Origin of the sequence: Streptomyces sp. NPDC005181 (assembly GCF_040608395.1) — a bacterium.
Taxonomy (GTDB): Bacteria; Actinomycetota; Actinomycetes; order Streptomycetales; family Streptomycetaceae; genus Streptomyces.
Genome location: NZ_JBEXID010000011.1, coordinates 1 through 14,703 on the forward strand (window position 1 = coordinate 1; position 14,703 = coordinate 14,703).

At 70.3% G+C, this 14,703-nt stretch carries 11 protein-coding genes and 1 pseudogene; 7 read left to right on the forward strand and 5 right to left on the reverse strand.

All coding sequences use genetic code 11. The annotated features are described in order from the left end of the window. Nucleotides 1-96: 96 nt before the first annotated feature. Nucleotides 97-369, reverse strand: a pseudogene (locus ABZV38_RS10365) (NAD(P)H-dependent oxidoreductase); the annotation flags it as partial. A gap of 74 nt (nt 370-443) precedes the next feature. Between ABZV38_RS10365 and ABZV38_RS10370 the strand changes: the two are divergent. The 3 genes from ABZV38_RS10370 (at nt 444) to ABZV38_RS10380 (ending at nt 3,362) form a co-directional block, all read left to right on the forward strand. Next, nucleotides 444-1,235: an aminotransferase class IV family protein gene (locus ABZV38_RS10370; protein WP_356326363.1), complete on the forward strand. Its 792-nt coding sequence runs from the start codon at nt 444-446 to the stop codon at nt 1,233-1,235. A gap of 433 nt (nt 1,236-1,668) precedes the next feature. Then, a complete protein-coding gene (locus ABZV38_RS10375; protein WP_356326475.1) occupies nt 1,669-2,637 on the forward strand; it encodes a hypothetical protein in 969 nt (322 codons plus the stop codon). 101 nt (nt 2,638-2,738) lie between these two features. After that, nucleotides 2,739-3,362 (forward strand): class F sortase, encoded by a 624-nt coding sequence (locus ABZV38_RS10380; protein WP_356326364.1) that lies wholly within the window; start codon nt 2,739-2,741, stop codon nt 3,360-3,362. 15 nt (nt 3,363-3,377) lie between these two features. Here ABZV38_RS10380 and ABZV38_RS10385 read toward each other — a convergent pair whose 3' ends face one another. Continuing rightward, nucleotides 3,378-4,163 (reverse strand): TSUP family transporter, encoded by a 786-nt coding sequence (locus ABZV38_RS10385; protein WP_356326365.1) that lies wholly within the window; start codon nt 4,161-4,163, stop codon nt 3,378-3,380. A 193-nt stretch (nt 4,164-4,356) separates the two neighbouring features. On the opposite strand from ABZV38_RS10385, the gene ABZV38_RS10390 reads away from it, so the two are divergent. The 4 genes from ABZV38_RS10390 to ABZV38_RS10405 all read left to right on the forward strand — a co-directional run bounded on the left by ABZV38_RS10390 (nt 4,357) and on the right by ABZV38_RS10405 (nt 9,535). Further along, complete coding sequence (locus ABZV38_RS10390) at nt 4,357-5,580, forward strand: FAD-dependent oxidoreductase (protein WP_356326366.1); 1,224 nt, start codon at nt 4,357-4,359, stop codon at nt 5,578-5,580. Nucleotide 5,581: 1 nt separating this feature from the next. Then, nucleotides 5,582-8,170, forward strand: coding sequence for a nitrite reductase large subunit NirB (gene nirB / locus ABZV38_RS10395; protein WP_356326367.1), 2,589 nt, complete (start codon nt 5,582-5,584; stop codon nt 8,168-8,170). Continuing rightward, nucleotides 8,167-8,526, forward strand: coding sequence for a nitrite reductase small subunit NirD (nirD, locus tag ABZV38_RS10400; protein ID WP_356326368.1), 360 nt, complete (start codon nt 8,167-8,169; stop codon nt 8,524-8,526). Before nirB ends, nirD begins: the two co-directional genes overlap by 4 nt. Nucleotides 8,527-8,605: 79 nt before the next feature. Further along, a complete protein-coding gene (locus ABZV38_RS10405; RefSeq protein ID WP_356326369.1) occupies nt 8,606-9,535 on the forward strand; it encodes an oxidoreductase in 930 nt (309 codons plus the stop codon). Between the two features lie 40 nt (nt 9,536-9,575). Here the strand turns inward: ABZV38_RS10405 and ABZV38_RS10410 are convergent, their stop codons facing one another. The 3 genes from ABZV38_RS10410 to ppdK form a co-directional block, all read right to left on the reverse strand. Further along, on the reverse strand, nt 9,576-9,986 hold the full coding sequence (locus ABZV38_RS10410; protein ID WP_356326370.1) for a VOC family protein: 411 nt from the start codon (nt 9,984-9,986) through the stop codon (nt 9,576-9,578). 160 nt (nt 9,987-10,146) lie between these two features. After that, nucleotides 10,147-11,244 (reverse strand): helix-turn-helix domain-containing protein, encoded by a 1,098-nt coding sequence (locus tag ABZV38_RS10415; RefSeq protein WP_356326371.1) that lies wholly within the window; start codon nt 11,242-11,244, stop codon nt 10,147-10,149. Between the two features lie 605 nt (nt 11,245-11,849). Further along, entirely contained in the window at nt 11,850-14,681 is a 2,832-nt protein-coding gene (gene ppdK, locus ABZV38_RS10420) for a pyruvate, phosphate dikinase (protein ID WP_356326372.1), read from the reverse strand. Nucleotides 14,682-14,703: the final 22 nt, after the last annotated feature.

A 14,703-nucleotide genomic window follows, 5' to 3' on the forward strand; every position in this document is an offset into this window, starting at 1 on the left:
TGACACCCCCGCTCCGACAGCCGCTGACCACTCGGTCACCAGCCGTCACCACACACCCGAAACCGTCACACGCTGCGGTCGCACTGAATGTTTGCCAACGAAGGCGTCGGCGACGGCCAACCGGGGCGAGACCTTGGCCAGTTGCTCCTGCACCTCGGGGCCCGGGCGGTAGGAGAGGGCGAACGGGAGATCGAGCTCGGCAACGTCGATGAGGTCGGTCTCGATGCCCGGGTGGTCTGCGGTGCGGGAGAGAAACCAGTCGGCGATCACGGGGGCGAAGCGGCCCTCGCGGTTGCTGGCGAGGATGACCGCGGCCTTCAGGGGCGCAGCGGTGACGGATGCGGCAGGGACAGGTGTCATGAGGTCCATGCAGCGAGACTCATATGTCAACCATGGTTGAGGTCAAGCGTCATCGCTCACCCCTTCAGCATACGGTGGAACACATGACGACCGCCGCACCCCTGTACGCCGAGTTCAACGGACACGCCGCGACGGAGGCGGATCTCCGGATCCCTGCCTTCTCCAACTACGGCCACTTCACAGCCATGCAGGTCAGGGACGGAAGGGTACACGGCCTCGCGCTCCACCTGGCCCGGCTGGACTCCGCAAACCAGGAGCTGTTCGACCACGGTCTGGACGGGGAACGGATCCGCGAGCTCATCCGGCACGCGCTCGACGGCGCGGGGGTGCGGGACGCCTCGACGCGGGTGTACGCCTTTCTGCCGCCCGGCGACACGGAGACGACGCTCATGGTCACGGTGCGCGGACCGGCGCAGAAGTCCCCCGAGCCGCACAGCCTGATGTCCGTTCCGTACGTCCGCACCGTGCCGCACATCAAGCGCCCCGGCGAGTTCGGCCAGACGTATTACGGACGGCTCGCCGCGCGCTCCGGCTTCGACGAGGCGCTGCTGACCGCGCCGGACGGGACGGTGACCGAGGGGGCTATCACCAACATCGCTTTCTGGGACGGCACTTCGGTCGTCTGGCCCGCCGCACCGGCACTCCACGGCATCACCATGGCCCTATTGGAACAGGAGCTTCCGGAGGCCGGACTGGCGTCCGCACGACGACCGGTGACACTGGACGGGATCGGCGCCTTCCGGTCGGCGTTCCTCACCAACTCACAGGGCATCGCACCGATCCGACGGATCGACGACATGGAGTTCACCGTCGACGAAGAGCTGATGAAACAGGTGGGACTGGCGTACGAGGCCGCGCCCTGGGACACCGTCTGAGGCCGCCCACGCGACGGGTCCGGGGCGCCCGGCCGACGGCGTCGCGGTCGGCCGGACCGCGCAGCTTCGTCCCAGGAAAACCGCCTCCATCGGGCCCAGTGGGGGTGGGCCCGATGGAGGCGGCGGCCGGGCGGCCGGAGGGAGCCGTCCCGTGGGGGGGTGATGTGCGTGTGCCCGGGGCCGGCGAGGCCATGCCTGTGACGTACACCACGCGCACATCGAAGGTCGTCACCCAATCGGCACGGCGTGTCGCGGGACGGGCCAAGCCCTCCTCAATCGGGGCTTTGACCTGCAGATATACCTTCCGGCAAGGAGGCGGGGCCGGACCGATCGAGTGAAAGCTGACTCGACGTCAGCAGGCGTGGGTGGCGGGCCGCCCGTTAGCTCGGAGTCAGGAGACACCAGCCAGCGCCTTCGCTCGGAGGAACCCCCCATGCCCAGTCCTGCCCGCCTCGTGACCGGCACCGCAGCCGCAGCTCTCACCGTTGCTGCGTTCGGCCTCTTCACCGCCGCACCGTCGGCGTACGCAGGCGACCTGGGTTCACTGGAGATATCTCCGGCCGGCGTGCCTCCGGGGAGCACGGTCACGGTGAAAACCACCGCCTGTGGGAGCGATGCGAAGGCCACCGGACATGCGAACGTGTTGGAGGCAGGGGTATTCACGCTGGCACCGTCCACCGGTAGGGAGGCGCTCGTCGGCATGTTCAAGGTGCCGACGAAGGCCGACGCAGGCCCGTACAGCGTCGGCGTGTCCTGCGCGAACGGAAAAAGGATCACCGGAGGTGTCGCGGTGACGGCCGCAGGCACCGGTCAGAGCGCCGGGAAGGCCATCGGACGGGACGACGGCAAGGACACCGGGCAGGACAACGCCTCCGGCGACGACCCGGGCACCGGATCCGGGGTGCCTTCTCTGGACGACCTGGCCGCCAGGGGCGAGAGCCTCCTGGGGAACCAGAACCCGTTCGGGCTCGGTAACTCCGCCGGGCGCGACACCGGAAACGAGGCCGAGCGCGACACAGGGGACGGGGACGGCGGACGCGACACAGGAAACGGCAACAGCGGACGCGACACAGGGGGCGGGGACGGCGGACGCGACACAGGAAACGGCAACAGCGGACGCGACACAGGGGGCGGGGACGGCGGACGCGACACAGGAAACGGGGACGGCGGTGGCGACACCGGGGGCGGGGACGGCGGACGCGACACAGGAAACGGGGACGGCGGTGGCGACAGCTTCGACTCGCCCACCGGTCCTTCCGGGCACGTCAAAACTGGTGTAGGCGGCTCCGTCCGCTCGGACACCACCCAGATCGCGGCGGGCGCCGGCGTTCTCGCCGCATCCGCCGTCGGCGGAGCCTGGCTCCTGCGTCGCCGGGCGAGCGGCACGCAGGCCGGCAGCTGACGGGGCGTATCCACGCCCCGTCACCGCCAGGATTCCGTCCCGGTGGCCTCGCGCCACCGGGACGGGACCCATTTCCACCTTCCCCACCCCGGAGGACAACCGTGTCCCAGAAGGCCAAGGGCTGGCTGGTCGCCGTCGGAGTGCTGGCCGGTATCTGGCTGATCCAGAACGGCGCCGAAACCCAGCTGGTGCCCCCGCAGCCGACCGCGGCCCAGGCTTTCGCGGCCGGTCCCGAAGTGCAGCCCGGCTCACCGGTCGCCGAACCGCTGCGCCCTTCGACACCCGTCCGCCTCCGTATCCCCAGCATCAGTGTGGACACCCCGATGATCCGGCTCGGGCTCAGGGCCGACGGCAGTCTCGACGTACCGCCGGCCGAGAACCGTAACGTCGTCGGCTGGTACAAGGACGGCACCCCGCCCGGCGCCAAGGGCACCGCGCTCGTCGCCGGTCATGTCGACAACGCACAGGGGCGGTCCGTCTTCTACAACCTGGGGTCCCTGGCGAAGGGCAGCACCATCGAGGTGGACCGCCGGGACGGGCACACCGCCGTCTTCTCGCTCGACGCCATCGAGGTGTACGCGAACAAGGACTTCCCCGACCAGCGGGTGTACGGCGCCTCGCCGAACGCCTCGCTGCGGCTGATCACCTGCGGCGGCGGCTTCTCGCCGACCACCGGCTACCAGGGCAATGTGGTGGCGTACGCGCACCTCACCGGCGTGCGGTGAACCCCGCCCGCACCCTTACGACCACTGGTCGAAGGCGAGTCTCGCGACCAGCGACAACACCACGACCAGCAGGACGCCCCGGACGAACTCGCTGCCCTTCCGGAGCGCCGTCCGCGCGCCGAGCAGCCCGCCCGCCAGGTTGAACACCGCCATCAGCGCAGCCAACTGCCACATCACATTGCCCTGGAAGGCGAACATCACGAGGGCTCCGCCGTTGGTGCAGACGTTGACGATCTTGGCGGTGGCGGACGCCGTCACCAGATCGAGGTGGAGCACGGCGGTCAGCGCGAGCACCAGAAACGTGCCGGTGCCGGGCCCGAACAGCCCGTCGTAGAAGCCGATGCCGCCGCCGACCAGCACGATCGCGGTGACGGTACGAGCCGGAGTGACCTTGCGGTCCGTGGCCTCGGCGGCCTCCTTGCCGAACTGGGGCCGCAGCATCACGAACGCCGCAACCGCCAGCAGCACCACCATGATCACCGGGCGCAGCACGTCACTGCTGATCCCGGCGGCGAAGAAGGCTCCGGTCATCGATCCGGCCAGCGCCATGAGCCCGATCCGGACGGCCGTCCCGACCTTTACCGGCGCCTTGCGCGCGTAGGTCACGGCGGCGCCCGCCGTGCCGACGATCGCGACCGCCTTGTTGGTGCCGAGGACATGCGCGGCCGGGACGTGCGGCAGGCCCAGCAGCAGCGCGGGCAGCAGAAGCAGCCCGCCGCCGCCGACCACCGCGTCGATCCAGCCCGCGGCGGCAGCGGCGAGGCAGAGGACTACAAGGGTGGTCAGCGTGATGTCGGGCATGGTCGCGACTGTAAGGACGAGATACGTGTCCCGTCCAACTGTCTCGTCCGGATCCCCGGAAAGTTGAGCCAACTCTGAGGTTCCCGGACCGCGACGCCCTCACAGACCGCTTCCGGAGGCGCTGAGCGCAAGGTTCCTCCCGGGAAACAGCGGGGATCCGGTCGGGTAACACCCGCCGCACAGGCTGCTCACCATGACGAACAAGACGGCGGACGCGGCACATGTGGTGGTGATCGGCGCAGGGATGGCGGGCGCGCGGCTCGCCGCCCGGGTGCCCGGTGTCACCGTCATCGGCGAGGAGACGCACGCCCCCTACAACCGGGTGCTGCTGGCCGAGGTGCTGGCCGGACGGTACGCGGCCCAGGTCATCGCCCTGCCCCCGGCCGAGGTGTGGCGCGGGGTACGGGCGGTGCGGATCGACCGGGCGGACCGGCTGGTCCACTGCGACGACGGAAGCGTGGTGCGGTACGGGCGGCTGGTGCTGGCCACCGGGTCGAACCCGGTGCTGCCACCGCTGCGCGGGCTCGGCAGCACGATGCCGGACGGGGTGCATGCGTTCCGTACGCTCGACGACTGCCTTGCGCTGCGGGAAGCGGTGCGGGCCGGCACCGGAACTGTGCGCGCCGTCGTCATCGGCGGCGGCCTGCTCGGCGTGTCCGCCGCCCGGGCGCTCGCCACATCCGGTGCGCAGGTGGTGCTGGCCCAGCAGGGCGAGCACCTCATGGAGCGGCAGCTGGACACCGAATCGGCCGGGCTGCTCCGGCGCCACCTGGAGGGTCTCGGCGTGGAGGTCCACACCGAGTGCCGGGTCCGCGGGCTGCGCTGCGCCGACGGCGCGGTGCGGGCGGTGGAGCTCGCCGACGGCTACGAGCTGGCGGCTGAGATCACCGTGCTGGCCTGCGGTGTCCGTCCCAGGACCGGGCTCGCCCAGGCAGCCGGCCTGGACGTGCGCAAGGGCATCGTCGTCGACGACGAACTGCGAACCGGTGATCCGTACATCCATGCGGTCGGCGACTGCGCCGAGCACCGCGGCACCGTGTACGGCCTGGCCGGCCCGGCGCTGGAGCAGGCCGACGTGCTCGCCGAGGTGCTGGCCGGGCGGCCCGCCCGCTACGAAGGCACCCGCGCCTTGACGCGCCTCACGCTGCACGGTCCGGCCGCCGGCCCTGCGGGCCCCTTCGATCTGGCCGCGTTCGGGGAGTCCCGGCCGCTGCCCGGCGACGACGTCATCCGGCTGGCCGACGCCACGCGTGGGGCGTACCGCTCGGTCGTCGTGCGCGGCGACCGGCTGGCGGGCGGCGTGCTGCTCGGCGATCTCGCCGCGGTCGGCACGCTCGCCCGGACCTGGGAGGACGACGAACCGCTCCCCGCCGAAACGTCCCTGCTCCATCTGCTCACCAACGACGGAGGCTTCTGAGATGCCGGTGTCCACTCCCCCGACCGACCACACCGTCCCGGTGCCCACGATCGTGGTCGTCGGACACGGCATGGTCGGCCAGCGGTTCCTCGAGGCGCTCGCCGACCGCGGACTGACCGCGACCGCGGGCACCGCCCGGGTCGTCGCCCTCTGCGAGGAACCCCGCGCCGCCTACGACCGGGTCCAGCTCACCTCGTACTTCGCCGGGCGGACGCCGGACGAGCTGTCGCTCGCCGAGCCGGACTTCATGGACCGGCACGGCTTCGAGCTGCATCTCGGCAACCCCGCCGAGAGCGTGGACCGCGAGGCCCGTACGGTCACCGCACGCTCCGGGGAGACCTTCGCGTACGACACGCTGGTGCTGGCCACCGGCTCGTACCCGTTCGTGCCGCCGGTCCCCGGCAAGGACGCCGCGGGCTGCTTCGTCTACCGCACCATCGAGGACCTCCTCGCGATCGAGGAGTACGCGAGGACGGCGACCACCGGTGCGGTGGTCGGCGGCGGGCTGCTCGGGCTGGAGGCGGCGGGCGCACTGAAGGGGCTCGGGCTCGACACGCACGTCGTGGAGTTCGCGCCCCGGCTGATGCCGGTGCAGGTCGACGAGGGCGGTGGCGCGGCGCTGCTGCGCACCATCGAGTCCATGGGCCTCACCGTGCGCACAGGCGTCGGGACGCAGGAGGTCACCGCGGGCGAGGACGGGGCGGTGAACGGCATGGCGCTCTCCGACGGTTCGTCGCTCGCCACCGACCTGGTGGTCTTCTCGGCGGGGGTACGCCCCCGGGACCAGCTGGCCCGCGACTGCGGTCTGGCGGTCGGGCAGCGCGGCGGAATCATCGTCGACGAGGAGTGCCGCACCTCCGACCCGGCGGTCTTCGCGATCGGCGAGTGCGCACTGGCCTCGGACGGCCGGGTGTACGGACTCGTCGCGCCCGGTTACGAGATGGCGCAGACGGCCGCCGAGGTGATCGCGGGCAAGGAGGCGGCGTTCACCGGCGCCGATCTGTCGACGAAGCTGAAGCTGCTCGGGGTGGACGTGGCGTCGTTCGGCGACGCGCACGGCACGACCGAGGGCTGCCTCGACGTGGTGTACGCGGACTCCCGCACCGGCGTCTACAAGAAGCTGGTGATCAGCCGGGACGGCACCCTGCTCGGCGGGGTTCTGGTCGGGGACGCCGAGCAGTACGGCACGCTGCGGCCGATGACCGGTACGGTCCTGCCGGTCGCCCCGGAGCAGCTGGTGCTGCCGGCCGGTGCGGGCGGCCCGGTCACGCTCGGCCCGTCCGCGCTGCCGGACGACGCGGTGATCTGCTCCTGCCACAACGTCACCAAGGGCGCGATCTGCGAGCACACCACGCTGCCCGAGGTGAAGAAGTGCACCAAGGCCGGCACCGGCTGCGGCAGTTGCGTGAAGGTGATCGGACAGCTGCTGCCGCAGAGCCAGGACAAGGGCCTGTGCAGCTGCTTCTCGTACACCCGCAGCGAGCTGTACGAGATCGTCCGCACCCTCGGAATCACCTCGTACGCAGAACTGCTCGACGCGCACGGCCGTGAGGCCGCCCGCGGCGGGGACGGCTGCGAGATCTGCAAGCCGACGGTCGGTTCGATCATCGCGTCGCTGGCTCCGACGCTCGGCGCGAGCGGCTATGTGCTGGACGGCGAGCAGGCGGCGCTGCAGGACACCAACGACCACTTCCTGGCCAACCTCCAGCGCAACGGCTCGTACTCGATCGTGCCGCGCATCCCGGGCGGCGAGATCACCCCGGAGAAGCTGATCGTGATCGGCGAGGTCGCCCGCGACTTCCGCCTCTACACGAAGATCACCGGAGGTCAGCGGATCGATATGTTCGGCGCCCGCGTCGACCAGCTTCCGCTGATCTGGACGCGTCTGGTGGACGCCGGATTCGAGTCCGGGCACGCGTACGGAAAGTCGCTGCGTACGGTCAAGTCCTGTGTGGGGCAGACCTGGTGCCGGTACGGCGTGCAGGACTCGGTGAAAATGGCGATCGACCTGGAACTGCGCTACCGCGGGCTGCGCTCGCCGCACAAGCTGAAGTCGGCGGTCTCCGGCTGCGCCCGGGAATGCGCGGAGGCCCGCGGCAAGGACTTCGGGATCATCGCCACCGCGGGCGGCTGGAACCTGTACGTGGGAGGCAACGGCGGCGCCGAACCGCGCCACGCCGACCTGCTCGCCCAGGACCTCTCCGATGCCGAACTGGTGCGTCTCATCGACCGGTTCCTGATGTTCTACATCCGTACCGCGGACCGCCTGGAGCGCACCTCGACGTGGCTGGACCGCATCGAGGGCGGTCTCGACCACGTACGGGACGTCGTCGTCCATGACTCGCTGGGTCTCTGCGACGAGCTGGAGCGGCTGATGGCCGACCATGTCGCAGGCTACCGGGACGAATGGGCCGAGACCATCAACGACCCGGAGCGGCTGCGCCGGTTCGTCACCTTCGTCAACGCACCCGACGCACCGGACCCGTCGGTGAAGTTCGTCCCGGAACGCGACCAGGTCAGGCCCGACCTGGACATCCTCGCCGGACCGGTGCTCGCTGTCCGCACTCTCGAAGGGACCTCCTCCCGATGACCGCACAGACGATGGAGACGGCGCAGCAGTCCCCGGTGGTCCAACTCGCCGATGGGGACAACTGGTTCACGGTCTGCGAGCTGTCGCGGCTGACTCCGGGGCGCGGCGTCGCCGCGCTGCTCCCGGACGGCAGGCAGGTGGCGCTCTTCGTCGACCGGGCAGGGCGTGCGTACGCGATCGACAACCGCGATCCGTTCACGGGGGCGTACGTCCTCTCGCGCGGCCTGGTCGGGTCCGCCGAGGGGCGGCCGTTCGTCGCCTCGCCCCTGCTGAAGCAGCGCTTCGACCTGGCGACGGGCGCCTGCCTGGAGGACGACGAGGTGTGCGTCCCGGTCTTCGCGGTGCGCGCCGCCTGACGAGCACGTACCGCAAGGACCGGGACGGGACCGCCCTCAGCCGATTCCGGCCGACGGGTTCCGGCCGTACGCTTGATCCATGACCCAGGGCTGGAACGCGAGCGACATCCCCGACCAGAGCGGCCGTACGGCCGTGGTCACCGGAGCCAACAGCGGCATCGGACTCGTCACGGCACGGGAGCTGGCGCGCCACGGCGCGCAGGTGCTGCTCGCGTGCCGTGACGAGAGCCGCGGCAAGGAGGCAGAGTCGCGCATCCGGGCGGAGGTGCCGGGCGCGCGGGTGGAGTTCGCCCCTCTGGATCTGGCCGATCTGTCCTCCGTACGGGAGTTCGCCGCGGCGTATCCGTCCGACCGGCTGGATCTGCTGATCAACAACGCGGGTGTGATGGCCCTGCCGTACGGGCGGACGGCCGACGGCTTCGAAACCCAGTTCGGCGTCAACCACCTCGGGCACTTCGCCCTCGCCGGCCTGCTGGTACCGAAGTTGCTCGACACCCCCGGGGCCCGGGTGGTGAGCGTGTCCAGCGCTATGCACGCCGCGGCCAACATCGACATCGGCGATCTCAACAGCGAGCGCAACTACCGCCGTTGGATCGCGTACGGCCGCTCGAAGACCGCGAACCTGCTCTTCGTCCATGAGCTGGCGCGCCGGTTGGCAGCGTCCGGCTCCGACATCGTGGCCGCCGCCGCACACCCGGGTTACGCGGCGACCAATCTGCAGACCGCGGGGGTACGGATGGAGAACCGCAAGGCGGCGGAACGGGTCTTCGAGCTGGGCAACCGGATCGTTGCCCAGCCCGCGTCGTCCGGGGCGCTGCCGACGCTGTATGCGGCCACCGCGCCCGGCGTGCGTCCTGACTCGTTCACCGGTCCGAAGCTGCTGGGCTGGCGAGGTGCGCCCGCCCCGTCCTGGCGGGCGCGCTGGACGCTGAACGATGTGGCGGGCGAACGGCTGTGGATGGCGTCCGAGCAGCTCACGGGGGTCACCTGGCCGGACCTCAAGTCCTGACCGGGCCCGGGCCCGGCGCTGCGGCTCGGCCCGGGACGGCTCAGTCCTGGCTCTGGACTGCAGCCGGGTCCATCCACATGACCTCCCAGATGTGGTGGTCCGAGTCCTGGAAGGACCGGCCGTACATGAACCCGTGGTCGATGGGGTCATTGGCGGGCGATCCCCCGGAGGCGAGTGCCGCGTCGGCCAGCTCGTCGACCTTCTCGCGGCTCTCGGCGCTGAGCGCGATGATCGCCTCGGTGGTCCTCGAGGCGTCGGCGATCTCCTTCTTGGTGAACTCCTTGAAGCGCGGCTCGCTGATCAGCATGACGAAGATCGTGTCGCTGATGACAAGACACGCGGTGCTCTCGTCGGTGAACTGCGGGTTGCACGAGAAGCCGAGCTTGCCGAAGAAGCCCTTGGCCGTCTCCAGGTCCTTGACCGGCAGGTTCACGAAGATCATCTGGGGCATGTCCGTCTCTTCTCCTCGGTGGCGCTCCGTGCGAGCGCTGTCGAGGGGTAGACGGCGGGGCGGCGCGGAACTCATCGCGGACGGCAGGAAATCTTCCGGAGCGGTCCCCCCGGCTCTGGGGCGGCCTGCCCCCACCCGTCGAGCCGGCCGTCCCCACCTGTCATGAGAGCGCGAGCGGTGCGCCTCCTCTGAGGAGCGAGCCGCCCAGCGGGGTGAGCGTGTGCAGGACCGAGCTGCCGTGCCGCAAAGTGAGCACGAGCCCCGCCTCGCGCAGCACGCACGCATGCTGACTGGCGGAGGCGAGGGACACCCCGGCCCGGCGGGCGAGCTCACTGGTCGTGCAGCCCGTCCCGATGGCCTGGAGGACCGTCGAGCGGGTGTTGCCGAGGAGCCGGCCGAGCCAGGGGCCCGGTCCCGGCTCGGCAAAGACCGGGGCGGCGGAGTGGGTGACCGGGTACACGAGGACGGGCGTGAGCTCCGGGTTGCGGTAGACGACCGGGGTGGAGCGGCAGAAGAACGACGGCTGGAGCAGTAACCCCCGCCCGCCCAGGTGCAGTTCACGGTCGACGGGATAGTCCGCCTCCAGCACCGGGGCTCGCCAGCGGATCATGGACGGGAGGGAGGCGAGAAGTTCGTCGGCGCCGCCGTCGAGGAGGGCCCGGCCACGGACGGCCCGGTCGGCCTCGATGCTGGCCTGGATGTGCGCCCAGTACGGCTCGACGGCGGCGCGGTGATAGCCGCGCAGGGCGGTGATGAGCCGCCCGAGAGGCTCGGTCCGCCCCTCGGAGAGCGCGTCCAGCCGGACGGGCGGCACCGGCCGGCCGTCCCCCGGCCGGCCGCCCGCGGGCCGTACGCCACCGGACCGCACCCCGCGCCCGGAGCCGTGCCCGCCGCAGTGCCGCCCGCCCAGCGACAACGGCCGTCCGGGCGCGCGCAGCAGGCCCAGTTCGGCGTGGAGCCGCTCGGGCGGGGTGTCGCGCAGCGCCTCCATTCCGGCATCGAAACTGTGCGGCTCACTGCCTTCCCGGGAGGGCGTCAGAAAGTCCGGGAAATAGCCGCGGGGTGGCACGAGGGCTGCCAGCAGGCGTGTCTCACCATTCAACCGGGGCCGGGTTTCCGTACGCCATTTCCCGAACACCGTGGAAGCGCGCCGGTCCCTCAGCCGGTGAAAACTCAGAATGGTTTCCCACAATGCGTCCGGCCGTGTGGCCATCCGCACCTTGGAAAGGTCCATCCCGGACACATGGATACGCAGCACCGAACCCCCACCTGTTGCATCCGCAATTACCCGCACCCAAGGGTATGCGCACCGTCACAGGACGTCACCACGGGGTTTCGGCCAGAGGTGAAACGTCTCGCCGAACCCCACCGTCACCGGAAAAGCTGTACGACGTCGGGCACGAACCTGAGCCGACCGTAAGAGCGAGTGAAGGCCGTGGGGGGTTTTGCTCGTTCGGCGGCGGTCGGCGGACGGTGCGGCTCCATGTCCGACGGGGGTAAGCCGGGTGCGGCCCATGGGTGGGGATCCATGGGCCGCACCCCGGTCCGTTCACCGCCTATATCTTTGCGTATTGAACGATGCAATGGGCCGATGAGTGAACGGCGAACACCGAAAGCGCTTGTGCCCTTTTTTCTTTGCGCGAGGCCGAGTGACCCATTCGCCCACGGCCACTCACGACCGACCGTTTCCGCACACTGTCCGTCCTACGGAACCCGGCACCCGCCCTGGCGGCTGCCGGACATGACGAAGCGGCGGCACCCCCGCACAGGGTGCCGCCGCTTCCGGGTGGCCCGGGGCTGTCGTCGAGTCGGTGAGGGTCCGGGTGAGCCGACGACAGCCCTGGAGTCCGGGATGGATTCAGGTCAGCGGCTGTCGCTGCCCTTCGACTCGGCGGCAGCCCTGCCCGCCTCCAGACGCGCCACCGGGATCCTGAACGGCGAGCAGGAGACGTAGTCGAGGCCCACCTCGTGGAAGAAGTGCACCGACTCCGGGTCGCCGCCGTGCTCGCCGCAGACGCCGAGCTTGAGGTCCGGGCGGGTGGCCCGGCCGGCCGCGACCGCGCTGCGGACCAGGGAGCCCACACCGTCCCTGTCGATCGTCTCGAACGGCGACACCCCGAAGATGCCCTTCTCCAGGTACGCGGTGAAGAACGAGGCCTCCACGTCGTCCCGGGAGAAGCCCCACACCGTCTGGGTCAGGTCGTTCGTACCGAAGGAGAAGAACTGTGCGGCCTCGGCGATCTGACCGGCGGTCAGCGCGGCGCGCGGCAGCTCGATCATCGTGCCGATGGTCAGCTTCAGCGCGGTGCCGGTGGCCGCCTCGACCTCGGCGATGACCTGGTCGGCCTCCTCGCGGACGATCTCCAGCTCCTGAACCGTGCCGACCAGCGGAATCATGATCTCGGCGCGCGGGTCGCCCTTGGCGTTCTTGCGGTGCGCGGACGCCTCCGCGATCGCCCGGACCTGCATCGCGAACAGGCCGGGGATGACCAGACCGAGCCGTACGCCGCGCAGACCGAGCATCGGGTTCTGCTCGTGCAGCTTGTGCACGGCCTGCAGAAGACGCAGGTCGTTCTCGTTGGCGTCCTTGCGGGACTCGGCGAGCGCGACGCGTACCGACAGCTCGGTGATGTCCGGCAGGAACTCGTGCAGCGGCGGGTCGAGCAGCCGTACGGTGACGGGCAGTCCGTCCATCGACTCGAACAGCTCGATGAAGTCGGCCTTCTGCAGCGGAAGCAGCGCGGCCAGCGCGGTCTCGCGCTCCTCGTCCGTGTCCGCGAGGATCAGCTTCTCGACCATCTCGCGGCGCTCGCCGAGGAACATGTGCTCGGTGCGGCACAGGCCGATGCCCTGGGCGCCGAAGCGGCGGGCCCGCAGCGCGTCCTCGGCGTTGTCGGCGTTGGCCCGCACCCGCAGCCTGCGGACCCGGTCGGCGTACGCCATGATCCGGTGCACGGCGGCGACCAGTTCGTCGGCGTCGTCGGCGCCCGCGTGCATCCGGCCCTCGAAGTACTCGACGACCGGGGACGGGACGACGGGGACCTCACCGAGGTACACCTTGCCGGTGGAGCCGTCCACGGAGACGATGTCGCCCTCCTCGACGACGGTCCCGCCGACGGTGAGCCGACGCCGCTTGGTGTCGACCTCGATCTCCTCGGCGCCGCAGACACACGTCTTGCCCATGCCGCGGGCGACGACGGCGGCATGCGAGGTCTTGCCGCCGCGGGAGGTCAGGATGCCCTCGGCGGCGATCATTCCGTCGAGGTCGTCGGGGTTGGTCTCCCGGCGGATCAGAATGACCTTCTCGCCGGAGCGGGACCACTTGACGGCGGTGTACGAGTCGAAGACCGCCTTGCCGACCGCGGCGCCCGGCGACGCGGCGATGCCACGGCCGAGGAGCTGCGTCTTGGCGTCCTCGTCGAAGCGCGGGAACATCAGCTGCGCCAGCTGCGCCCCGGTGACCCGCTGCAGCGCCTCGGCCTCATCGATGAGCCCCTGGTCGACCAGCTGCGTGGCGATCCGGAAGGCGGCACCGGCGGTGCGCTTGCCGACCCGGGTCTGGAGCATCCACAGCTGGCCGCGCTCGATGGTGAACTCGATGTCGCACAGGTCCTTGTAGTGCGTCTCGAGCGTCTTCATGATCTGCATCAGCTGGTCGTACGACTTCTTGTCGATCGACTCCAGCTCGGCGAGCGGCACGGTGTTGCGGATACCGGCGACGACGTCCTCGCCCTGCGCGTTCTGCAGGTAGTCGCCGTACACGCCGGCGTGGCCGCTGGCCGGGTCGCGGGTGAACGCGACACCCGTACCCGAGTCCGGGCCGAGGTTGCCGAAGACCATGGAACAGACGTTGACGGCCGTGCCCAGGTCGCCGGGGATGCGCTCCTGGCGGCGGTAGAGCTTGGCCCGGTCGGTGTTCCACGAGTCGAAGACGGCCTTTATGGCCAGGTCCATCTGCTCGCGCGGGTCCTGCGGGAAGTCGCGTCCGGCGTCCCGCGTGACGATCTTCTTGAAGTGCTTGACCAGCTTCTTCAGGTCGGCCGCGTCGAGATCCACGTCGACGGTGACGCCCTTGGCCTCCTTCGCGGCCTCCAGCGCCTCCTCGAAGAGGTCACCGTCGACGCCGAGGACGGTCTTGCCGAACATCTGGATGAGGCGGCGGTACGAGTCCCACGCGAACCGCTCGTCGCCGGCCTGGGCGGCGAGGCCGACGACGGACGCGTCGGAGAGGCCGATGTTGAGGACCGTGTCCATCATGCCGGGCATCGAGAACTTCGCGCCGGAGCGGACGGAGACCAGCAGCGGGTCGTCGGCCTGGCCGAGCTTCTTGCCCATCCGCTTCTCGAGGGCGTCGAGGTGCGCACTGACCTCGTCGCGCAGCGCCGTCGGCTCGTCGCCGCTGTCGAGGTAGACCTTGCACGCCTCAGTGGTGATGGTGAAGCCCGGAGGGACGGGCAGCCGGAGGTTGGTCATCTCGGCGAGGTTGGCGCCCTTCCCGCCGAGCAGGTCCTTCAGATCCTTGTTGCCCTCGGTGAAGTCATAAACGAACTTCTGACCCTGGAGCTCCGGGGTGGATACGTGGGGATCTTTGTTTTCCGACACGGGTCTCGACTCCTCGAGGACGCGGGTGGCTGCCCTGACGGCGAGGAACATACCCAGATCGAAGGTGTCTGGGTACGTCCACTTGCGCGTCATGCGGCCTTAACCACTCGTCCGC